This is a genomic window from Spiroplasma sp. SV19 (genome assembly GCF_030060925.1).
Taxonomy (GTDB): Bacteria; Bacillota_I; Bacilli_A; order Mycoplasmatales; family Mycoplasmataceae; genus Spiroplasma.
Map to the genome: position 1 here is coordinate 20,550 of NZ_CP045455.1, position 23,543 is coordinate 44,092.

The following is a 23,543-nucleotide window of genomic DNA, read 5'->3' on the forward strand; positions in this document are numbered from 1 at the left end:
GTTATGGAATTTAAACATCAAAGTGTTTTATTGCAAGAAGCTATTACTGGATTAAATATTGTTCCCAATGGGATTTATGTTGATTGCACCTTGGGGCGCGCTGGTCATAGTCTTGCAATTTTAAAACACTTATCAGCTGGAAAACTATATTGTTTTGAACAAGATGAGGAAGCAATTGTTGCTTCCCAGCAAATTTTACAACAAAGTAATTATCGTAATTATGAAATTATTAAAAATAACTTTGTTAATTTAGCAGCTGAATTACAGTTACGTCAAGTAAAAGCGGTCAATGGGATTTTATATGATCTTGGAGTTTCCTCCCCACAGTTAGATGACGACAAACGGGGGTTTAGTTACCGTTATGATAGTATCTTAGACATGCGGATGAATCAAGACCAAGTGTTAACAGCGCAAACAGTTATTAATACTTATTCTGCTATGGCGTTAGCAAAAGTTTTTCAAGAGTATGGTGAAGAACCTTTTGCAAAAGTTATCGCAAAAAATATTGTAACAGCTCGTGCTGAACAAACAATTGAAACCACCTTTCAATTAGTGACAATTATTAAAAAAAGTTTACCGCAGAAGGTCTTAAGAAAAGCGAAACATCCGGCAAAGCGAATTTTTCAAGCATTACGGATTGAAGTAAATCAAGAATTATCTGTTTTACAAGCGTCATTAGAACAAGCAGTAAAATTACTCGCTGTTAAAGGGCGACTGGTGGTAATTTCGTTTCATTCGTTAGAAGACCGGATTGTTAAAAAGTATTTTCAAACTTTAACACAAGACCCAAATTATGAAATTAATCAACAATTACCAACGATATCATATTTTGAAAGTAATTATCAAATTATTACTAAAAAAGCCGTTGTCCCAGCGGCCGATGAACAAACGCTTAATCCGCGCAGTACGAGTGCAAAATTGCGAATATTAGAACGGGTGAAATAATATTTGTTTTAAAAATATCCTAAAAGGAGGTGAACGAAATGGACTATAAACTAAAAGAAGTTTATGCTGTGTTAGAAATCAAAAATTACAGTTTTAGTTTTATGGTTGGTGTTTATAGTGAATCACAAATTAAAGTGCTCTATAAAAGACATCTTGAATATCGCTTTTGTGATAATGGGGTCATTATTGATGAAAAAAATGTTGCAAAAGAATTAGCGAATTTAATTAAAGATGCCAATCGCCAATTAGGAATTGAAATTGAACGGGTTGCAATTACAGTTCCGGCTAATAATATGACAATTAAAACTTCAACCAAAATGCTAAATTTAACACATAATCGTCTGATTACAAAAAATGATATTGATTCATTAATTACTTTAGCAAAAGAAGTACCATTATTAGATGATGAAACGGCTTTCTTTATTAGACCATATCGTTACATCCTCAATGAACAAAAAGCATTATCAGCGCCACCAATAGGGCAGGCGGCGCATAAAGTAAGTATTAAGGCAATTGTATATGTAACAAAAAAACAAATTATTCAAAGTATTTTTGCTACTTTAAAATATGCCAAAATAGAAATTATGGGTATCCTTCCAGAAGGGTTTAGTTTTGCATGGAATCTTGCTTCGCCAGTTGATTTGCAGAACGGGATTACAATTATTGATTGAGATCATGACAGTATTAAAGCTTATGTCTTTGTGCGTGAGACTTTATGTGACCAAATTATTATTCCGGGTGGAATTAAAAAAATTATTAATCGGTTACGTCATGTCTTAAATTGTGATAATAAGCAAGCACTAAAATATTTATATAAAATCATTAATCTAAATAATAATAGTAAAGATAATTTAATTATTTATAGTAAATACGATCAACAACAACAAAAACAATTGAATTTTACCCATCATGATTTAAAACGGATTGTTCATCATGTTTTAAATGAAGAAATGGAAACCTTGAATGAAAAATTGGCAAATAGCTTAGGGCGCTATAATTATCCAATGGTTGTTATTGGTGAAATTTTACGAATTAGTGGGTTTAAAGAAACCTTATTAGCGTTAAATAAAGACCGCAATATTTCGGTTTATACTTCTCCAACATTAGGGGCAAAAGAAACATGAACGACTGGTTTATTAGGAAATATTTATTATCAACATTTAGCTAATAAAGTTAGTGCAACCAATGTGCAATCAGTTGATCATCGTTATATTCGTTATCTAAATAATAACCTTGATAAAAAAGGACGTATGTTACCACACGAAGGAGGGGGCGAACAACCAGTAATGCCCGGGGGTGCTCCACAAGGGGTCGTGAATCTTAATAACCAACATTTAAATGGTTCACAACAATATCAACAAAAATATTACCAAAATATTAAATAAATAGTACAATATATATAAAAAAAATGGAGGAATAAAGGTTATGGACAATTTTGATAATTATGAACAAGTTGCGTCGATAAAAGTGATTGGAATCGGTGGAGCTGGTAATAATGCTGTTAATAGAATGATTGAAGCTGGTGTCCAGGGAGTTGAATTTATTGTTGCGAATACTGATGCCCAAATTATTAGTGTTTCAAAATCAAAAAATAAAATTGTATTAGGAAAAGAAACATCAAAAGGGCTTGGAGCAGGTGCTAATCCTGATGTTGGTCGACAAGCCGCAATTGAGTCAGCAGAAGAAATCAAAGAAGCTTTAAAAGGAGCAGATATGGTTTTTGTTGCCGCTGGAATGGGTGGTGGAACTGGAACTGGTGCGGCACCCATTATTGCTAAAATTGCAAAAGAACAAGGGGCATTAACGGTTGGAATTATTACAACCCCATTTTCCTTTGAAGGTCGTGCTCGAAACAGTTATGCGATTCAAGGAACCGAAGAATTACGAAAACATGTTGATTCATTAATTATTATTTCAAACGACCGCTTATTGGAAGTAATTGGAGGAGTTCCCTTGAAAGATTCCTTTAAAGAAGCTGATAATATTTTACGGCAAGGAGTACAAACAATTACCGATTTAATTGCGGTGCCATCATTAATTAACTTAGACTTTGCTGATATTAAAACTGTAATGAAAAGCAAAGGGAATGCTTTGTTTGGAATTGGAATTGGTTCAGGAAAAGATAAAGCAATTGAAGCGGCCAACAAGGCGATTATTTCACCATTATTAGAAGCTTCAATTCGCGGCGCAAAAGATGCAATTATTAATGTTACTGGTGGAAATACATTAACATTAAATGATGCTAATGATGCTGTTGATATTGTTAAACAAGCAATTGGGGGCGAAGTTAATATTATTTTTGGAACAGCTGTTAATGAACACTTAGATGATGAGATGATTGTTACTGTAATTGCCACAGGGTTTGATGAAGATGAAAATTTTATTAACCCAGATAATAATTATCGTGCTTCAATGGAAGAATTTGAAGAACCAACCGCAAAAGGATCATCACGAACAACCGGAGCGGATGATGACGAAGAAGACCAAGAAGTGGTTCGCAAGCGTCCTAGTTATTTTAATAGTTTACAAGAAAATGCTGGTCGTGAAACAGCAAATGCAAATCGACGAATCAATGCGTGAAAAGAACATGTCAATGAAAATAATCGCTCAGCTGATAATGATAATGATGATGACGATGATGATTTACCACCATTTGTTCGTCGTAGTTGATAATAATGAGCATTTTTAAGAAAAAACCTAAAAGCATTTACGATTCTCAGCCACGGATTGATTTTAATGACACTGCTGTTGAACCAATTGTCCAAACTGATCACAAGGAAACTAAACTATCACAACCATCATCGGTTCCTTTTCAAAAGGTTACTTTTGATGCGCCTAAACCAGTGCAAAATGATACTAGTGACGCCACTAGTTCAATGATGAGCACTGGTTTTGTTGCCGATAGTTATCATGATGCGCCCAAAATGGCGGATTTATTATTAAGTAAAGGACAATTAGTTGTCCATTTGGAAAAGTTATCAAAAGAAGAACGTATTCGCTTGTTAGATTTTATGACTGGAGTAATGTATGCCTTGGATGGTGAGGTTCAGAAGTTAGAACATAAAACTTATCAATTTATGATTGCAAAAGATGCTGAATAAAACGCAATTATTACAACATTACCAACAAGATTATGATCTAATTAACAAAATTAAAGGATGGTGTGCGCAAGCTCGTCAAGGCAAAATTGTTATGACGGGTTTTCTTGATTTACGCCAACTTGCAATTTTAGCGGCGATTTTACGCCAAGAAAAAATTACAGATTATACTATTCATACTCCATTTACGAATGGCTTTCGCCAAACGGTTAGTTTCAATAGTCGCCAAGATAATACCGTTGTTTTAGGTGCCTTACAGCCAACCCCCGGAAGTTTACAACATCATACTGTGCTGGGGTTTATTTTAAACCAGTTGCAGTTAGATTTACGGGTAATTGGTGATTTATATGTCACAGCAACAATGATTTTCCTTAGTGTCTTAACAACAATTAAACCAGTTTTTACAGAGACGCCAATGGTAGTTCAAAAACAGCTTTTAACATGACAAGAAGTAACAGCCCCCGTTGTGTTAGATCATCAATTTACGATTTTGACAAAAACGGTCAAAAGTTTACGATTAGATGCTATTGTTAGTGCTATTTGTAATATGTCACGTCAAAAAGCACAAGCATATGTGGAAGCAGATAATGTTTATGTTAATTTTTCGATGGTAAATAATAAGACTTTTCAAGTTGCTTGTGATATTATAATATCGATAAGGCGGTATGGGCGTTTTAAAATTAATGAAATTATTCTTACCAAAAATCAATATTATCGTATTACAATTGCAAAATTTGCATAAAAGTAGGGGAAATTATGGCAGAACAAGATAGAGATTTACGAACAGTTATTCGAGAGCAAAATGAAATTATTGAGAAGCTAACAATAGATAATCGCCAATTAGTCCAACGGTTGCAAGAACTACAACATTTAGAACATATTTCACGCTATAATATTGAGAAATCGCGAGAAGCTTTTGAAGTTGCTAGTCATAATGCCGGGCGCATTATTATGAAAGCGGTTGATTTTTCGTATGCCTTTAAAGAAGAAATTGCGACATTATTAGAAACCATTGACCAGCACCGCCATAATCCGCAAAATGTGTTAAAAGTAATTGATGAGTTTTTGGAACGAAATAAACGCATTTATGCTTTTTCAATTAATGATGGGGAACGCATTACCGAAATGATTAAAAAAGAAATTATTAACAAAATTAGATAAATAGTGTAAGATTTATCTATAAGAAAACAAACCACAATTATTTGGCCTTTTTATCGCAGCAAGATTAGGATGATGAGAGCTAATTATAAAACCCAAATAATTATCCCTTGTTTTTACAACTAAACAAGCATTGTAAAAAAAGGTAAATATTGTCATGATATTTATAAAGTAAGATGGTACCGCGCTATATAGCGCTCTTATAGTCTTACTTTTTTTATGACAGAAAGGAACGATTTTAATGAACTATAAAGATACCTTATTGACACCAAATACTTTATTTGAAATGAAAGCAAATTTAACTGAGAAAGAACCAAAAATTCAGTTGGAATGATTACGCACGAATGTGGTTAAGGTTCGTTATCAGCATAACAACGACCACCCAGCGTTTATTTTACATGATGGCCCTCCGTATGCTAATGGCGACTTGCATGTTGGTCATGCCTTAAATAAAATTTTAAAAGATTTTATTGTTCGTTATTATAACCAAAAGGGTTGCTACAGTCCCTGAATTTGTGGATGAGATACTCATGGTTTACCAATTGAAACGGCGGTTGTTAAAAGTGGGGTTGATCGTAAAACAACACGTCCAGTAGCATTTCGCCAAATTTGTCGGAAATATGCTTTAGAGCAAATTGACCAACAAATTGCTCAATTTAGTCGGTTGGGATTATTTAGTGATTTCACAAATCGTTATGTAACCTTAGATTTAGAATATGAATTAGAACAATTACGCTTATTTCAAACAATGGTGGAAAAACAGTTAGTTTATCGCCAGTTAAAACCAATTTATTGATCACCATCAAGTGAATCAGCGTTAGCGGAAGCTGAAATTGAATATGAAGAATTATCAGCCCCTTCGATTTATGTTACTTTTACGGTGACAACGGGGAATAAGTTAATTGCTGCGGGTACAAAAATTGTCATTTGAACAACAACACCTTGAACAATTCCGATGAACCAATTATTAGCCGTTGGAGGTGACATCATTTATGTTGAAGTGTTAGTACAAAAGGTCAAATATTTAGTGGCCAAAGCATTATTAGCTGAAGTTCAAGCAACAATTGGTTGAGAAAAAGTTAAAGTTTTACAAGAAGTTACAGGAACAGACTTAGTTGGAATTATTACAAAGCATCCGTTATATAATCGTGATAGTCCTGTTGTTCTTGGTCATCATGTTACAACTGAAGCTGGAACTGGAATTGTCCATACTGCCTCGGGGTTTGGTGAAGATGATTATCACATTGCGCGGGCTAATAATATTCCTATTTTTGCGCCGTTAGATGATGAGGGAAAATATACTAAAGAAGTTGAAGATGATACGTTAACAGGTCTTTTTTATGAAAATGCCAATAAATTAATTGGGCAACGCTTAGAACAAAATGGGGCTTTATTAAAATTAAAATTTATTAAGCATAAACATCCAATTGATTGACGAACAAAAAAACCAGTTATTTATCGGGCAACAGCCCAATGGTTTGTTTCAATTGAAAAACTGAAACCAACATTATTAACGGAAATTAAAAAAGTCCAATGAAGTCCGCAGTGAGCAGCAAGACGAATGGAAACAATGATTGAAAACCGCCAAGATTGATGTATTTCACGTCAGCGCTTATGAGGGGTACCAATTATTGCTTTTTATGATGAAAATAATGTCCCGCAATTTAGTGCGGAATTAATTGATTATGTTATTAAACTCTTTCAACAAGCAAAAACAACCGACATTTGGTTTGAATGAACAGCGGATCAATTGTTACCACCAGCATATCAAAACCGCCAGTGACGAAAAGAACAAGATATTATGGATGTATGGTTTGATAGTGGTGTTAGTAATTTAGCGGTTACAAAAACACACCAGTTACCGCACCCCGTTAATGTTTATTTAGAAGGCATTGATCAATTTCGGGGGTGATTTAATTCTTCGTTAATTACTTCGGTTGTCGCAACTGGCCATGCTCCTTATCAAGTTGTTTTATCGCATGGTTTTGCAAATGACGAAAAGGGTCGTAAGATGAGTAAATCATTAGGAAATGTTATTTCACCGTTAGCAATTACAGATCAATATGGGGCAGATATTTTACGAATGTGAGTGGCAGCGGTTGATTATCGTGATGATGTTAAAATTGGTCCTGATATTTTAAAACAAATTGCTGAAGCATATCGTAAAATTCGCAATACATTACGCTTTTTACTAGCTAATTTAACTGATTTTAATCCAGCAACGGATCTTCATGATGATTTAGCCGAAGTTGATTGATATGTTTTACATTTAGCTCGTGAATTTCAACAAAAAGTTAGTCGTAGTTATGAAGAATTTAACTTTAATAATGTTTATATGTTAATTAATAATTTTGTTACAACAACATTATCGAAGTTTTACTTAGATTTTACAAAAGATATTTTATATATTGAAGCAGCAACAAATCCTCGTCGTCGTGCGGTTCAAACAACATTATATTATTTATATCGCATTTTAAGTGATGTGTTAAAACCAATTATTCCGCATACAATTGAGGAAAGTCATAAATTTATTAAATATCCGCATCAACAAACTTCGGTGCATTTAGAAGAAAACTTTGTTTTTGACAAACCAATTAGTATTGAGTTAATAGCAAAGTGAGAGCAAGTTTTAAAATTACGCGATGATGTCAATAAAGAGTTAGAATATCGTCGTGAGCGCAAGGAAATTAAGAAATCGTTAGAATGTCAATTAACGATTGCATTAAAACCAGCCTATGCTCAGTTAGCAACAATTATTGATTTACATCAAATCTTTATTGTTAGTGAAATTATTTTTACAACAACCGCTCCTAATTTAACAGAATATGAAACAAGTTACTTAGCAGCCCAAGAAAAAGAAGGCTTTAAATGTCAACGTTGTTGAATGATTTATGATCATTTAAATGCTGAAAATAATGATATTTGTGATCGTTGTTTTAATGTGTTATTAGTTAAAAATGTGCGATAATAATAGCAAATATAAAAAAGGAGTTAGAAAAAATGAGAGAACGAACAAAGCAATTTTGAAATGATGTTCATGAGCATTTTAAAAATCGCAATTATAATTGAAAATTTAAGCTCCAAGTTTGCTTACCAATTTTTATTGGGTTATTAATCTTAGATATTATTACAAAGCAATTAGCTTTTCATTTATTATCCCATGATATTAATGCCCCTCAAGTTAAGTTTCTTGATGGTTTTATTAACTTTCAGTTTGTTATTAATACTGGAATTGCGTTTGGTGCCAATGCCGATAATTTAGTGGGAACAATTATCGGTGCTGTTTTAATTACCGCATTAGCTTTTACTATTTTTCTATATATTAATAGTAAAACAGCCGCGGTTGGTTTAATTATGATTACTTGTGGTGGAATTGGGAACTTGATTGACCGTATGTGAAACCATGGTGGCGTTATTGACTTTTTAGCTTGAGTGCTCTTTCCGCCCTATAGTATTTTTAATTTAGCTGATACTTGAGTAACATTTGGCATTGTTGTTTTAGTGTTAGCAATTATTATTGAAATTGTGCGCTTTTATCGTGAACGTGCGCGTAGTAATCGCGAAGAAAGTATTATTAATAATGGATAAAATTACTGTTATTGCCACAGCAAGTGGTCGGATTGATAAAGTTTTGGTTGCTGTGTTAGCAACAACAACTACTCCTTTATCACGAACAAAAATTCAAGAATTAATCACCGCTAGGCAAGTCGAAGTTAATGACCAAGTTGTGCACCAAAATTATCTTGTACAAAAAGGTGAGACAATTATTGTAACTTTACCACCTGTAGTACCAACAGAACTAGTGCCAATGACAGTACCATTAACGGTGTTATATGAAGATGATATGTTACTGGTGATTGATAAACCAAATAATTTAGTGGTTCATCCAGCCCCAGGGCATACTAATGATACTTTGGTTAATGTGTTAATTGCTCGAAGTAAAGCTTGATCAACTGTTAGCGGGGAATTACGACCAGGAATAGTGCACCGAATTGATCGCCAAACAACGGGAACTTTAATTATTGCTAAAAATGATTTTATTCATCAGCAATTACAAGAACAAATTCAAACCAAGCAATTACAACGTCGTTATTTAGCTCTTGTTCATGGTAATATTGTTGAGAATCGGGCAAAGATTGATGCCCCAATTGGGCGTGATTTACATGATCGCAAAAAAATGGTTGTTACTGCAAAAAATTCTAAAAAAGCAGTGACTAATATTCTTGTAATTGAGCGCTTTAATGATTATACTTATATAGAGTGTGAGTTAGAAACTGGTCGCACACATCAAATTCGAGCGCATTTAAAGTACATTAACCATCCGATTGTTGGTGACCCTTTATACGGGATGAGTGTTGATAAACAAGAACCATTTGGGCAATATTTGCATGCGTACCAGTTGACTTTTATACATCCAATTACAAAACTTCCCATTACGGTATCAGCAGCATTACCAGTGGAATTTGAAAATAAATTAATAGCATTACGCGCGAAAGGATAGGAAACAATGAGTTTTGATAAAGACAAGTTATCATTGGTTGATTATTTTCTTAAACAAGAAAAATATAGTGTTTATAAAAATAAACCCCGAGGTAATAACAATGTTTATTTATATAAAGTTGATAGTAAAGAATTTCAGATAATTAAGATTATTGATGATTTTAGTGGTGAATTTAAGGATTATGTTATTACTGATGAAGTTGTACAAGATTTAAGAGCTTTTTTAAATAAAAAATTTCAACGCGTAAAACTTTCTATTTTATCAATTGTTTTAATTGAAAATCGTTCGCAAGTTTATAAAGAAGATAATGGTGATGTGGTGTTATTTGTTGATGGTCATAATTATCTTGATCGGTTAAGTAATTATTATCCAAAAATTAAAATGTTACAAGATAATAATGATGGGAATTCGATGGCGGGGATGTCACCAGAAGAAATCTTAGATGGAATTAAAGACCCAAATAGTAAATTAACAAAAAACTTAAAACAATTAAGTGACAAGTTAAGTGTCAATAATTTAGGGGTAACGTGAGTTTTAATTGCCTTATTACTAGTTATTCCTATTGTTGGAATCTTTTTTGGTGCCCAAATTTTTAACACCCAAGGTTTAAATGCCAATGGAACATCGCTTGTTTATGGGGGAATTACTCGCGATTTATTAATTTGAAATAATCAATGGTGAAGACTATGAACGTATGTTTTATTTTCAGGGAATCCATTATTAGTTGTTTTAAATTTATTTATGATTTTTAGTGTTGTGCGTTATGCCGAAGCTTTATTAGGACGGTGACGGTTAGTTATTATTTTAATTGTCGGAATTCCGTTAGCGGGGTTATTTTTAGCTGCCGTGTTACCAAATTGAATTTTTGGTGGTTCTACTATTTTATTAGCAATTTTATGAGGTAGTTTATTTAGTTATAATTATGGGAAAGATGATTTAGGTGCTTTAATTGCCAACCAACGAACTCTAATTGTTATTATTTGGTTGTTATTAATGCCTTTATTTTTAGGTTATTCATATTATTTAATTAATCTTGTTGGTTTTTTTGCGGGGAGTGCGATTGGTTATTGCTTAGAGTTTAATCGTTCAAACCGGGTAAATTGAACGATCTTATATCCTGTTTTTGTTGTTGTGACAATGGCGATTGTGATTGGTGTTACTTTAGCGTGAAGACGTTATGTCCCCCCATATAATGGTGATGTGATTGATGCTTTAATGAGTTATTGACGAGCGGGATTAATGAGTAAGGGGAGCATTGAAGATATGTTGGGTAACTATTATTTTTATCCAAAAAATAATTGACCAAATTTCTTATCATCATCTAACCAACAAGTGGTTCAGAATGCTGTTAACATGATTGGAATGAGTTTATGACACCGCTAATAACAAAAAAACGAGCTGATTATTTATCATGAGATGATTTTTTCTTAAGTGTGGCACATGTTTGTGCTATGCGTAGTAAGGATCCGCATACCCAAGTGGGTAGTTGTGTTGTGAATGCGCTTGGTCAAATTATCGCAACGGGTTATAATGGTTTACCACGGGGGTTAAATGATGATGAATTTCCTTGAGCTCGTGACGGAGAATATTTAGAAACAAAATATCCTTATGTTGCACATGCGGAATTAAATGCGATTTTAAGTGCTCGTACTAATTTAGAAAACTGTCGCATTTATACAACATTATTTCCTTGTGCTGAATGTACAAAAATTATTATTCAAGCGGGAATTAAAGAAGTCATTTATGATGATGATAAATATGTTGATAGTGATGATAACAAAGCAGCAAAACGAATGTTTAAACAAGCACAAGTTAAATATCGTTTGTTACCTGTTATTAACGTGACAGTAACGCGACAAGCAAAATAATATAAAACCATTTTCTTATTAAATTTTAATTAGAAAGGTTCACTTTTAATAATGAAGAAATATTTTACTGATCGAAAGTTATTTATATACCGAATTATTGGCATTATGTTAATTTTTGTTTTTTTAGTGTGTGATTTTATTTTAGTTTTAAAAACACAAAGTGGGGTGTATGGCCAACTGCCATCCTATGGGGAACGATTAAGTCATTATTATGCTTATTTTACAACCCAGTCAAATTATCTTGTTTTTGTTTATTTTGTTTTTTATTTATTTCAAAAGAAATTTAAAAACACGAAACCCGATTTTATTATTCGCTTAATGGTCACTGTTTATATTACGATGACAATGCTTGTTTTTTGGTTTGGCTTATTTGTCCAAGGTGATCTTGTGAAAAATATGAGTGTTTATGAATGAATTTCAACTTTTATTTTACATACAATCATTCCGCTGGTGATGATTTTAAGTTATATTGTTACCGCAGGGGATACTTTTTATAAATTTGAAACCCATCATAAAGCTAATTACTGATTAATTTGTTTATATCCGTTTTTATATTTAATTTGTATTTTAATTCGGGGTTATATTCGTCATGTTGACCACCAACCAGATAACACCTTATTCCCATATTTCTTTTTAAATTTCTATGCCACCAATGGTTTTGCAATGTTGGCGGTAGGTAGTGTTTTTATTTTTACGTTATGTACCTCGTTTCAATATTTTTTTATTTGGATTAATAACTTATTTTATTTTCGAAAACAAATTAAAGAAAATAATATTACAAAAGTTGATCAAATTAAAATTATGTTGAATGTTAAACAATATCGCCAATTAGATCATAAGGGTAAAATTGCGATGATTTTAGCCATTGTTGTTGCCATTTTTAACATTATTTTTTCCATTTTATATTATGTTCTTCGCAATGTTTGGTCAAAAATCTTAAATTATCCTTATAAAAATGAAATTGTGTTAGCATTTAGTATTATCATTGTTATTTTCAGTATTATTACTTTAGTTTTTGCTATTTTAGGGTTAGCAAACTTTTATTGAGCACGGATTGTTGTTGGTTTTTGTTCGATTGCCTTAGTCTGTTTTAATTGGATTTGAATTGCCGGACCAATCTTTGATATTGTCATTGCCACTTTATGCTTAAATAATCATAAGTATTCAAAAAATGATTTAGATCGTTATTTAGCAACCCATAATAAACCATTAAAATTAAAAAGTAAAATTGTGGTTGATGAAATGCTAGATTTAACAGAAGATGAAAAATAATCCTTTCCAAGGATTATTTTGTTGTTAAGTTAAAATGCAGTTTTAAAAAATGTTGATAATCATGGGGTGGATAAGTTGCTTTGTATTTTTGAGCCAATGCTTTAACTTTTTCACTCGCTCCCAATGGCAAGGCAAGATGGTATTTTGCTTCCAGATTCTTAATGGCGGTTAAGAAAGCAGCACGACTAAGAATCGCACTACAAGCAATTGCTAAGGATTTTTCTTCGCCTTTGGTGATAAAAATTAAATTATCTTTAATCACAGGTGTTATATTTTGCAAATATTCAAAATACTTCGTAGCATTCACAAATTGATCAATAAAGATTGCTTTATTTCTTAGGTGGTAATTTGCGATTAATTGTTGGAGCGCTTGATTATGAGCTAATGCTTTAATGACGTGAGCATTCTGATATTGGTCATATCATTGGTTATATTGGTTATTATCAACAACAATTGTCACACTTTGGACAAGTTTTTTAATTACGGGAGCCACGCTCATAATTTGTTCGGTGGTCATTTTTTTACTATCTTTAATTGGTAAAACCTTTAATTGGTCAAAAGTTACTGGGGGTAAATAAGTGGCAGTAACAACAAGAGGACCAAAAACATCACCAACCCCAACTTCATCATTCCCAATAACATCTTTTTGAAAGTAAGATGTTGTTTGGGGAATATTATTTGAGATTGTTATTGGAACTGTAAAAAATTTTGTTGCTTCTTTATCGGCATGATAGCCTTGGAATAAAACACTATTTGTTTTATAAATTGTAATAGTAATGCCGTTTTTATTAAAAGCTTTAACTTTATTAGGGTCTGTATTATTGACTTCATAAGGTTGATAAGCATTGATAATTTCTTCAATAATTTTTGGATCAACTTTTTTAAAACTAACATTATTCATCTGTTTATCCCCATTATTTTCTTTCTTAAAATTATTATATCGTTTTTTCATTCAATTTGTTAAAATATTATTAAGTTAAAACAAGGGGAGATGATTGATGATGATTAAAAATGTTGGGATTGATATTGTTCAAAATAAACGAATTAAACCATCAGTAGCATTAAGCCAGAAATTGTTAAGTTCAACTGAATTAAAAGAATATGAAACCTTTTTTGATAAAGAACGACAACGTCAGTTTTTAGCGGGGCGTTGAGCAGTTAAAGAAGCTTTAATTAAAGCTTTAGAAATAAAGTTAATTCTAAATGAAGTAACAATTAAGTTAAAAGATGATAATAAATTGCATGTGGAAGGAATTACCTTAGGTGCAGATGAAATTATTCATGTTTCACTTAGTCATGAACGTGATTATAGTGTTGGTTTTGCTATTTGATCCACAAATTAAATGTTTTTTTGCAAAAAACAGTTTTTTTTTTTTTTTTGTAAAAGGAGTGTATAATGAAAATGGGTAAGTTTATTTTGTAAAGGAGGGAGCAAAAAAGTGTATTATTCATTTGATGAAATTATTTTTAAAGATTATTTAGACAATTCATTTTTACGTGAATGAATTATTAATAATCGGTATGCCGCTGATGGTGTTTTTAAATTCTTCTTGTGAATGTTTATTTTTGCTGCCTTTTTCTTGTTTACAATTATTTCATCATGAACGTTTTTGCATTATAAAAGTAAAAAGATTCGTGCTTCACAGGGATTATTGAATTTTGTTGTAATTATTGGCGGAATTAGTATCTTTTTCTTTAGTAGTATTATTTGAAATTTAGTGTTAGTTCCCGATTATTCAATTGATCCAAATTATTATCGAACTTTGTTAACGGGATATTCATATGTCCAGTTAGCAATTACGTTGGCAATGATTTTTAATAGCCGTAGGTTAGTATCTATTTTATTATATGTTGTTTATGCTTCACCATTTATTATTATTGGTCCTGTTATTCTGAATAATTTAAATAATATCAATGTTCGCTATGATAAAGAGTTATTCCTTTTATTTACTTTCTTAGTAATGTTCTTTTTTGTTGTTATTTTACAATTTTGTGGTTATTTAACACGCCAAGATGAAAAAAGTAATATTATTCGATTTGTGACGATTTTAGTTTTATTTAGTGTAGTTAATTTGACAAAATTATCATTACCGTTTGTACTAGATGATAATATTAAAATCCGCCAGTTATTACAACAAATTTGATCAATGGCAACTTTAATTGTTGATTTATTTGTTTGGTTTGTTTTAATGCTTTATCTTTGCCAGTTTTTTACCAAAGATCATGATGAAATTGATCAAAAATACGATTTGGATTTAATTGAAGTTTTAATGCTACAGCGATTAAATCGTAATTTCGCTTTAAATAATCTCTCAAAAGAGGAAATTAATCCTAATAATTGAAAATTAAAAATGTTGAATTAAAAATGCTTGTTATTTTTGATTTACTTATTTACTATGAGAAAAATTATTAAATTTGAAAAACAAACAATTTTTAATTAAAATGATAATTTTTATAAAATGAACAGCTTTATAAAATGAACAAGCTAAAAATGCTTTTTATTCCCCATAAAAAGCATTTTTTATTTGCTTGATTAAAACAAAGTATGTTATAATTTTAATGCTTGTATTCAATAAAATTAATGGTATACAATACACATTTATGGATTCATTTGCCCAGTGCTATTTATTTTAATAAGATAGTGGTAAATGTTAGAAATAAGTGGAAGTTTTAACGAAAAGGAGAATTTAATAGAAATATGGCAAAAGAATTAACAAGAGAAATGTTATGAGAATCTGGTGCGCAATTTGGGCATCAAACAAAACGATGAAATCCAAAAATGAAACCATACATTTATGGAGAAAAAAATAAGATTCATATTATTGATTTGCAACAAACATTATGACGCTTAGAAGATGTTAAAAAATTAATGGCAACAATTGCTGCCCGTAAAGGAAAAATTTTATTTGTTGGAACAAAAAAACAAGCAAAATGAATTGTCAAGGATGCTGCTGAACGTTGTGAATGTTTTTATGTTAATCAACGTTGATTAGGAGGAACATTAACTAATTTAAAAACAATTCATTTACGTGTAAAACGTTTATGAAACATTGAACGGCAAGAAAAAAATGGTGAATTAAAATTATTACCAAAAAAAGAACAAATGTTAATTAAAAAAGAAAAAGAAAAATTAGAAAAGTTCTTAGGTGGAATTAAGGGAATGAAAGAATTACCACAAGCATTATTTGTGGTTGATCCCAAAGAAGAACATATTGCTGTTCGAGAAGCACGCAAATTACGAATTCCAGTAATTGCCATTTGTGATACAAATGTTGACCCTGATCCAATTGATTATGTTATTCCAGCGAATGATGATACTTCTCGTTCAATTGCAATTATTACGCATCATATTGCTGATTTATATGGTGATGCAATGGGACTGAAAATGCCTGAACCACAATTTAAACCAAATGAATTTGTTCGTCGTGAAGGAGATGAAAACCGTGGTCCACGTGGTGGTCAATATGACAATCGTCGTTCATTTAACCGTCATACCCCTAACCGCGATTACCGCCAAGAAGGAGTAGCTGCGTCAGCGCCAGTGGCAGCTGATCAAACAGTTGAAAAAATTGTTTCATCAACACCAGCAACTGAACAACCATCGGCTTCAGCAGCGCCAGAAAAAGTTGTTTCAGAACCAACTAGAACTGAAAAACCAGTAGCGACAGTGAAGGCTGAAAAAGCAACTTCAACTGTTAAAACACCAGGTTTTGATTTAGATACAATTAAAGTTGTTGATAATAATTTGGAAAAAACATTAACAAAATTAAAAGTTGATGAATTAGAAGGTTTAGGAAGTTTATTTGGATTATCAAAAGGTAAAAAAGCCGACATGGTTAGTGCTTTAGAAGAGCATTTAACAATTGTTGATAGCAAAGTAGTAAAAAAATAACAAAAATTAAATTGTATTAACTGATTAGTTTCAATACAAGCAGCATTAAATTTGAAAGGAGAATCAGTATGGCAGTTACTGCACAATTAGTAAAAGAATTAAGAGAAAGAACTGGGGCCGGAATGCTAGATTGTAAAAAAGCATTAGAAGCCACAGATGGTAATATTGAAGAAGCAATCACTTGATTGCGTGAAAAAGGAATTACGAAAGCTGCAAAAAAATCTGACCGTGTTGCGGCAGAAGGATTGGTAGGTTTAGTCACAAAAGGAGATAAAACAGTTGTTTTTGAGGTTAATTCAGAAACTGATTTTGTGGCGCAAAATAAACAATTTTTAGATTTAATGGCAACTGTTGGTGAAACTTTATTAAATAATGACCCAAAAACAGTTGAAGCAGCTTTACAATTATCAGTTAATGGTGAATCATTAGAAACAGTTATTGTTCATGCAATTGCTACCATTGGTGAAAAAATTACACTTCGTCGTTTTAAAACATTGCATTTACAACAAGACCAATCGTTAGGAGTTTATTTACATTCTAACCAACGAATTGCAACTGTGTTAGTTTTTGCTGGGAAAATTGATGAGACAGTTGGAAAACAATTAGCAATGCATGTTTCAGCAATGCGTCCTCAATTTATTTCCCGAAATGATATTTCAGCAGACTTTTTAGCAAGTGAAAAAGCAATTTTAACAAATGAAGCAAAAAATGATCCAAAAAATGCTGGAAAACCAGATAATATTTTAGAAAAAATGGTTGAAGGACGTTTGAATAAACAATTAGCTGAAATATCATTACTTGATCAAGTTTTTGTTGTTAATCCTGACCAAAAAGTTAGTGATGTTATTAAAGCAAACAATGTTAGTGTAATTGATATGATTCGTTATGAAGTTGGCGAAGGAATTGAAAAAGAAGAAGTTGATTTTGCAACGGAAGTAATGGCACAAGTTCGAAAATAACACTACTTGGCCAGAAAGGAGGGCATGAAATGGATGCTCAAAAAGGAACCATCATTGCAATCGCAATGGCAGCATTTTTATTTGTTGCTGTTAGTTTGTCAGTTGGTGGTTATCTAATTAGTTTTACAAAACGAGAATTTAAAGAACGTTTTGTTAATAAAAAGATTTTAATTATTTTATTTAGTGTATTAGGAATTAATTTACCAGTTGTTATTGTTGGTTTTTTACTAGAATTTGTGATTAAACCTGCATCAAATGCATCAGTAATTGCTGTGATTGTGATTGCTTTTGTTTTAACAGTTGGGGTTGGAGTTTATATTTTCTTATTTTTGCAAACAATTGCAATTGGTATTGATGAAAAAGAAATTGCTTTCTTAGGAGAACGAATTTTAATTCGGAAAATTACTCGCGTTGAACGTAATGATAAAACTAACCAGTTAATTATTCATTATACAGAAGGTAGTCGCAGTAAGAAGAAAACTCGTTTTTCATTAGCAAGTCAAGCTGGTCAATTTATGGTTAATAATGTAGCTTTATTAAACCAAGAAATTATGACGTTTGTGTCAGATCGTGAGCAAGCAGCAGATTCTAAACCATCAACAGCAGCTGAAACACCATCAAGTGCTCCAACAAAAGCCGAAAAAGATTAGTCAATTTAATTGAAAATCTTTTTTTTTTTTTTTTTGAAAAAAATTACTTATTGATTTTAAAACAAATATGATATTGTTATTGGTATAAGGGAAAGAATTTAGGAAACATATAGATAAAAACAGTGGGGTTGAAAGCGGTTAAAGTACAATTAAAATTATTTAATAGTAAATTAACTTTCCTCTTATGTATAATAATTTTTAATTACAATAATTACTTTTGCTTTCATAGGACCTACTTAAACAGAAAGGAAACAAAAAAATGAAGAAACTTCTAGCAATTTTAGGAGCATTCGGATTAACAGCAACCGGAGCAACAACTGTTGTTGCATGTAACAAAGGTGATAAAGATAAAACAGATACTTTAGGAGGGTTAAAAGCATCAGATTTTGCTGATGTTTTGTATAATGTTAATAAAGATCCTTAAATCTGACAGTAATTTCTGTCGTTGCTAAGACAGTAACAAATAAAGATCAAATCAAGGAAATGGCAAAAACCCCTCAATTATTTTGAACCGCTTTTGTTGTTACTTATGAATTAGCAGAAGGTGATGCTTTACCATTAACAGAAGGTAAAAAAATTACTTTAACAATTAAAAAAGCAACTGATGAAGAAATCAAAGACTTTTATAACAAAAACCAAGGTAAAGCAATTAGTTCTGATGACTTAACAAAAACTAAAAGATTCCAAGGCTATGTTTCAGGAACTGAATTTTCAGGGGAAATTACGATTAAAAAACCAACACCAAAATTTAATATTTCACTGGCAGATGTTACTGAAATTGCAAATCCATTTGAATTTACTGTAGCTAAAATTGACCAGGTTACAGAACAAGAATTAGATGATCTTAATAATAACACAACGATTATGGCCGCTGTTTTAGCAGCAATTAAAGCATTAAAAGATGCGCCGCAAGATGTTGCATTAAATGTAGATTATTTTATCAAAAATGATGGACAACCAGGTGATTATACAAACAGGTGATTATACAAATCCACAAAAAGTTATATTTACAGTAGGTGGTGCTATAGGTGATAAAATTACTGGAGGATTTATTTTTACAGTTAATGTTAAAGGTAAAACAGCTTAATTATTGAACATCTCTTAATTAAATCAAGTGTAAAAAAACTAATTAATTAGTGTTTTTTACACTTTTTAGATAAAAATCTTTACAGTTCTAGAAAATTCACTAAAGAAAAAAGCGTATCAATATGTTGGAAAAATATGGATTTGATAACGTGAGGATTATTAAAGAAAAAGTAGATATTTGCATTGATTAATATAACATTGAACATGTTTTTATAAAATATAAAATATCACTAGTAAAAATGTGCTCTTTATAAGAAAATAAATTAAATTTTAAAAACTTTTAAAGAAGTTAATTTATTTGAGTTGGCACAATCTTTTTTTATTTTTTTCTTTAACATTTATTGCTTTTTTAAAAAAATATGATATTCTTATTGGTATAAGGGAAAGAAATTAAGAAAGATATAAATAAAACAGTGGGGTTGAAAGCGGTTAAAGTATTATTAAAATTATTTAATAGTAAATTAACTTTCCTTTCCTCTTATGTATTACAATTTTTAATTGTAATAATTACTTTTGCTTTCATAAGACCCACTTAAACAGAAAGGAAACAAAAAAATGAAGAAACTTCTAGCAATTTTAGGAGCATTCGGATTAACAGCAACCGGAGCAACGACAGTAGTCGCATGTAACAAAGGCGATAAAGATAAAACAGATACTTTAGGAGGGTTAAAAGCATCAGATTTTGAGAAAGCTTTATTAGGAGCAACAGCAGCTGACTTAAATAGTAAAGTAATAGGTGTTATTGCTGGTAAAGTAACAGATACAGATAAAGAAATCAATGCAAATCTTGAATTATTTGGATATGCTTTTGTTGTTACTACTAATGAGGGTGTTAAATACCCATTAGTAAAAGATAGCAAAATTACTTTAACAATTAAGAAATCAACTGATGATCAAATTAAATCTTTTTACAAAGAGGCAAAAAAAACTGACATTTCTGATGCTGATTTAACAAAAACTAAAAGATTCCAAGGCTATGTTTCAGGAACTGAATTTTCAAGTGAAATTACAATCAAGGAAGACGCACCAACAACAGTTGATGTTTCAGGAGCACAAGTTGCCACAATTGCAGAACAAACAATTAAGGTAGATGCCCCAGAAGCTGTTACAGCTGATGATTTACTTACACTTAATGATCTTGCAGCTATTACAGGACCTGTTCAAACAGCAATTACAGCAGTAGTAGCAGGTGTGCCTGCTGATGTTGATGTTGCAAAAGGAACAGATTATGATATTACAAATAGTGCAACACCAGGTGATTTCACTACTAAAAAAGAAGTTACATTTACAGTAAAAGCTAAAGGTAATAAAATTTCAGGACAATTTACTTTTACAGTAGAAGTTAAAGCTGAAGCTAAATAGTTTTTGAACATCTTTTAATTAAACTAAAAAATCACAAAAACACTAATTAATTAGTGTTTTTTATGCTTTTGGTTAAAAAAATCTTTACAATCATAGAATATCCACTAAAATTAATATAACAAGATGAAAAGAGAAAAGGAGTATCTCAATATGGTGAAAAAAATTGGAATTCTAACATCCGGGGGCGATTCACAAGGAATGAATGCTGCTATTGCGGGGGTAATTAAAACAGCACAAGCCAAGGGTTTAGAAACTTATATTATTCGCGATGGTTATTTAGGATTAGTTAATAATTGAATTGAACTTGTTGATAATAATTTTGCTGATAGTATTATGCGGTTAGGAGGAACTGTGATTGGTAGTGCACGGTTACCAGAGTTTAAAGAAATAGCAGTCCGCGAAAAAGGTGTTGCTAATTTAAAACAACACGGCATTGAAGCATTAGTTGTTATTGGTGGGGATGGTAGTTATCAAGGAGCACAACGTTTAACAGAAATGGGTATTAATTGTGTGGCGTTACCAGGCACGATTGATAATGATATTGCTTCATCAGATTACACCATTGGCTTTGATACGGCAATTAATATTGTTGTTGAAGCAATTGACCGACTACGTGATACTATGCAGTCACACAATCGTTGTGCAATTGTTGAAGTAATGGGACATGCTTGTGGTGATATTGCGTTATATGCTGGTATTGCCGGGGGTGCTGATTTAATTTCAATTAATGAAGCAGCGTTAAGTGCTGATGAAATTGCCGAACGGGTAGCAGCTTTCCATCGCGCCCAAAAACGGAGTGTTATTGTTGTTGTTAGTGAGATGATTTATCCTGATGTTCATGAATTAGCAAAATTAGTGGAAAAGAAAAGTGGTTATGTAACTCGTGCGACAGTGTTAGGACATATTCAACGTGGGGGAATGCCAACGGCAATGGAACGTTATCGTGCTTTTCAAATGGCCCAATTTGCAGTTGAACAAATTATTGCTGGACATGGTGGTTTAGCTATTGGTAATCAAGGTGATCAAATTGTTGCACGACCAATTATGGAAGCATTAAGTATTCCCCGTTCTTCACGTAAAAAAATTTGAGCACAATTTGATGAATTAAATCAGAATATCTATCAAAAATCATAATTTTACGATAAAATAAAGTGGTAAGATATTTTTAGAAGGAGATTGTCAAAAGAATGGATAACTTTAATATTAAAGAAAAAATGAAACGAACAAAGATTATTACAACAATTGGTCCAAGTACGCATTCAGCGGGAGCGATTGAAGAATTGTTCAAAGTGGGAATGAATACGATTCGATTAAATTTCTCACATGGAGATCATGAAGAACAAGGAGCTCGTATTGTTTGAGCAAAAGAAGTTAGTACCAAAATTGGAAAACCAATTTCAGTTTTATTAGATACGAAGGGGCCAGAAATTCGTGTTGGAATCATGAAAGATGGTAAACAAGAAATTCTGGCTGGAGCAACGGTAACCATTTATTCGTTACCGAAGGAATATCAAACCCGTGAAGGAACGGGAACGGAAATGACAGTTTCTTATGATATGTCACAAGATTTAAAAACTGGTGATGTTGTGTTAGTTGATGATGGCAAATTACAATTAAATGTTACAGCAGTTAAACCAGGAGTGATTGAAACAAAAGCCTTTAATCACCACATTGTAAAGACAAACAAAAGAATTAATTTACCAGGGGTTGATTTTACCTTACCCTTTTTAGCCGAAAAAGATATTAATGATATTAAATTTGGAGTTGAACAAGGAATTGATTATATTGCGGCATCATTTGTGAACACGGCTGCAAATATCAAAGAAATTCGCCAATTATTAAAAGAATGCCATGCTGAACATATTCAAATTATTGCCAAAATTGAATCACAAATTGGAATTAATAATATTGATGAAATTATTGCCGCAGCGGATGGAATTATGGTGGCACGAGGGGACTTAGGATTAGAGATCCCTTATTATGATGTACCATATTGAGAAAAAATCATTATTCGTAAATGTCGCGAAGCAGGAAAAATTGTAATTGTTGCAACACAAATGTTAGAAACAATGACCGAAAATCCTTCGCCAACCCGTGCAGAAGTAACTGATGTTTACTTTGCAACAGAATTAGGGTCTGATGCAACAATGTTATCAGGAGAATCAGCAAATGGTGATTATCCCTTTATTACTGTTAGCACAATGGCATTAATTAATAAACGAGCAGAACATGAATTTTATTCAAAACTATACTATGATAAACAATTAGAGGATGCAACGCGTTCAACATCAGGACCACGTGCTGAAATTGCTAAAAAATTAGCAAATAAAGCCAAAGATGGGAAATATGAATATGCCGTTGTTGTTTCTAACACTGGTGAATTATTGAAAACAATTTCAAAATTCCGTCCCAATGTTGTTATTTTAGGAGTTACTCCAATTCCACAATTATATACAGCTTTTGGCGCATGACATTCAATTTTTATGAACAAAGTTGATAATTATGAAGATTTTAAAACTAATGAGCAAGCAATTTGTGAAGTTGCAAAAAAATGAGGAGCAAAAGTTGGTTCAACAATCTTATTTGCTCGTAATGAAGAAATTAAAGAAATTACAATTAAATAATTAAACAAGTTGACCATGGTTTAATCACTCTTCTTTTCCCAGCAAGTTAAGGATGATGAAAGCTTAATAAAAGAACGGTTAAATTACTAGCAACAACAAAGTTTACGTTTAAGCACTTTTCGTTATTA

Annotated in this window: 23 protein-coding genes; 22 read left to right on the plus strand and 1 reads right to left on the minus strand. The window is 31.8% G+C overall.

Features of this window, described 5'->3' with window-relative positions:
- Nucleotides 1-3: 3 nt before the first annotated feature.
- The 12 genes from rsmH to E7Y35_RS00145 all read left to right on the plus strand — a co-directional run bounded on the left by rsmH (nucleotide 4) and on the right by E7Y35_RS00145 (nucleotide 12,842).
- Entirely contained in the window at nucleotides 4-945 is a 942-nt protein-coding gene (rsmH, locus tag E7Y35_RS00090) for a 16S rRNA (cytosine(1402)-N(4))-methyltransferase RsmH (protein ID WP_283272307.1), read from the plus strand.
- Nucleotides 946-983: 38 nt separating this feature from the next.
- Nucleotides 984-2,330: a cell division protein FtsA gene (locus E7Y35_RS00095; protein WP_283272308.1), complete on the plus strand. Its 1,347-nt coding sequence runs from the start codon at nucleotides 984-986 to the stop codon at nucleotides 2,328-2,330.
- A 40-nt stretch (nucleotides 2,331-2,370) separates the two neighbouring features.
- The gene (gene ftsZ, locus E7Y35_RS00100) at nucleotides 2,371-3,618 is read left to right on the plus strand and encodes a cell division protein FtsZ (protein WP_283272309.1); all 1,248 of its coding nucleotides are present in this window, start codon (nucleotides 2,371-2,373) and stop codon (nucleotides 3,616-3,618) included.
- Nucleotides 3,619-3,620: 2 nt separating this feature from the next.
- Nucleotides 3,621-4,046 (plus strand): cell division protein SepF, encoded by a 426-nt coding sequence (locus E7Y35_RS00105; RefSeq protein ID WP_283272310.1) that lies wholly within the window; start codon nucleotides 3,621-3,623, stop codon nucleotides 4,044-4,046.
- Nucleotides 4,036-4,785 carry a hypothetical protein gene (locus tag E7Y35_RS00110; protein ID WP_283272311.1) on the plus strand — a complete coding sequence of 250 codons (750 nt, stop codon included), beginning with the start codon at nucleotides 4,036-4,038 and terminating at the stop codon, nucleotides 4,783-4,785. The genes E7Y35_RS00105 and E7Y35_RS00110 overlap by 11 nt, the downstream gene beginning before the upstream one ends.
- 14 nt (nucleotides 4,786-4,799) lie before the next feature.
- Nucleotides 4,800-5,204 (plus strand): hypothetical protein, encoded by a 405-nt coding sequence (locus E7Y35_RS00115; RefSeq protein WP_283272312.1) that lies wholly within the window; start codon nucleotides 4,800-4,802, stop codon nucleotides 5,202-5,204.
- Between the two features lie 238 nt (nucleotides 5,205-5,442).
- Nucleotides 5,443-8,169, plus strand: a complete 2,727-nt coding sequence (gene ileS, locus E7Y35_RS00120; RefSeq protein WP_283272313.1) for an isoleucine--tRNA ligase — start codon at nucleotides 5,443-5,445, stop codon at nucleotides 8,167-8,169.
- A 32-nt stretch (nucleotides 8,170-8,201) separates the two neighbouring features.
- Nucleotides 8,202-8,789 (plus strand): signal peptidase II, encoded by a 588-nt coding sequence (gene lspA, locus E7Y35_RS00125; RefSeq protein ID WP_283272314.1) that lies wholly within the window; start codon nucleotides 8,202-8,204, stop codon nucleotides 8,787-8,789.
- Nucleotides 8,782-9,702 (plus strand): RluA family pseudouridine synthase, encoded by a 921-nt coding sequence (locus E7Y35_RS00130; RefSeq protein WP_283272315.1) that lies wholly within the window; start codon nucleotides 8,782-8,784, stop codon nucleotides 9,700-9,702. Before lspA ends, E7Y35_RS00130 begins: the two co-directional genes overlap by 8 nt.
- 6 nt (nucleotides 9,703-9,708) lie before the next feature.
- Complete coding sequence (locus E7Y35_RS00135; protein WP_283272316.1) at nucleotides 9,709-11,085, plus strand: rhomboid family intramembrane serine protease; 1,377 nt, start codon at nucleotides 9,709-9,711, stop codon at nucleotides 11,083-11,085.
- Entirely contained in the window at nucleotides 11,073-11,570 is a 498-nt protein-coding gene (locus E7Y35_RS00140) for a deoxycytidylate deaminase (protein ID WP_283272317.1), read from the plus strand. The genes E7Y35_RS00135 and E7Y35_RS00140 overlap by 13 nt, the downstream gene beginning before the upstream one ends.
- A gap of 51 nt (nucleotides 11,571-11,621) precedes the next feature.
- Entirely contained in the window at nucleotides 11,622-12,842 is a 1,221-nt protein-coding gene (locus E7Y35_RS00145) for a hypothetical protein (RefSeq protein ID WP_283272318.1), read from the plus strand.
- 13 nt (nucleotides 12,843-12,855) lie between these two features.
- Here E7Y35_RS00145 and rnhC read toward each other — a convergent pair whose 3' ends face one another.
- Nucleotides 12,856-13,743, minus strand: coding sequence for a ribonuclease HIII (rnhC, locus tag E7Y35_RS00150; RefSeq protein WP_283272319.1), 888 nt, complete (start codon nucleotides 13,741-13,743; stop codon nucleotides 12,856-12,858).
- A 97-nt stretch (nucleotides 13,744-13,840) separates the two neighbouring features.
- Between rnhC and E7Y35_RS00155 the strand changes: the two genes are divergently transcribed.
- From E7Y35_RS00155 to pyk, 10 genes are all read left to right on the plus strand, one after another.
- Nucleotides 13,841-14,185 (plus strand): holo-ACP synthase, encoded by a 345-nt coding sequence (locus E7Y35_RS00155; protein WP_283272320.1) that lies wholly within the window; start codon nucleotides 13,841-13,843, stop codon nucleotides 14,183-14,185.
- A gap of 96 nt (nucleotides 14,186-14,281) precedes the next feature.
- Nucleotides 14,282-15,205: a hypothetical protein gene (locus E7Y35_RS00160; RefSeq protein ID WP_283272321.1), complete on the plus strand. Its 924-nt coding sequence runs from the start codon at nucleotides 14,282-14,284 to the stop codon at nucleotides 15,203-15,205.
- Between the two features lie 335 nt (nucleotides 15,206-15,540).
- The gene (rpsB, locus tag E7Y35_RS00165; RefSeq protein ID WP_283272322.1) at nucleotides 15,541-16,734 is read left to right on the plus strand and encodes a 30S ribosomal protein S2; all 1,194 of its coding nucleotides are present in this window, start codon (nucleotides 15,541-15,543) and stop codon (nucleotides 16,732-16,734) included.
- Nucleotides 16,735-16,802: 68 nt separating this feature from the next.
- The gene (gene tsf, locus E7Y35_RS00170) at nucleotides 16,803-17,693 is read left to right on the plus strand and encodes a translation elongation factor Ts (RefSeq protein ID WP_283272323.1); all 891 of its coding nucleotides are present in this window, start codon (nucleotides 16,803-16,805) and stop codon (nucleotides 17,691-17,693) included.
- Nucleotides 17,694-17,722: 29 nt separating this feature from the next.
- A complete protein-coding gene (locus tag E7Y35_RS00175; protein WP_283272324.1) occupies nucleotides 17,723-18,343 on the plus strand; it encodes a hypothetical protein in 621 nt (206 codons plus the stop codon).
- A gap of 259 nt (nucleotides 18,344-18,602) precedes the next feature.
- Nucleotides 18,603-18,767: a lipoprotein gene (locus E7Y35_RS00180; RefSeq protein ID WP_283272325.1), complete on the plus strand. Its 165-nt coding sequence runs from the start codon at nucleotides 18,603-18,605 to the stop codon at nucleotides 18,765-18,767.
- Between the two features lie 59 nt (nucleotides 18,768-18,826).
- Nucleotides 18,827-19,378: a hypothetical protein gene (locus E7Y35_RS00185; protein ID WP_283272326.1), complete on the plus strand. Its 552-nt coding sequence runs from the start codon at nucleotides 18,827-18,829 to the stop codon at nucleotides 19,376-19,378.
- A 606-nt stretch (nucleotides 19,379-19,984) separates the two neighbouring features.
- Nucleotides 19,985-20,791, plus strand: a complete 807-nt coding sequence (locus tag E7Y35_RS00190) for a spiralin lipoprotein (protein WP_283272327.1) — start codon at nucleotides 19,985-19,987, stop codon at nucleotides 20,789-20,791.
- Nucleotides 20,792-20,941: 150 nt separating this feature from the next.
- The gene (gene pfkA / locus E7Y35_RS00195; RefSeq protein ID WP_283272328.1) at nucleotides 20,942-21,925 is read left to right on the plus strand and encodes a 6-phosphofructokinase; all 984 of its coding nucleotides are present in this window, start codon (nucleotides 20,942-20,944) and stop codon (nucleotides 21,923-21,925) included.
- A gap of 53 nt (nucleotides 21,926-21,978) precedes the next feature.
- Nucleotides 21,979-23,415, plus strand: a complete 1,437-nt coding sequence (gene pyk / locus E7Y35_RS00200; protein ID WP_283272329.1) for a pyruvate kinase — start codon at nucleotides 21,979-21,981, stop codon at nucleotides 23,413-23,415.
- Nucleotides 23,416-23,543 lie beyond the last annotated feature (128 nt).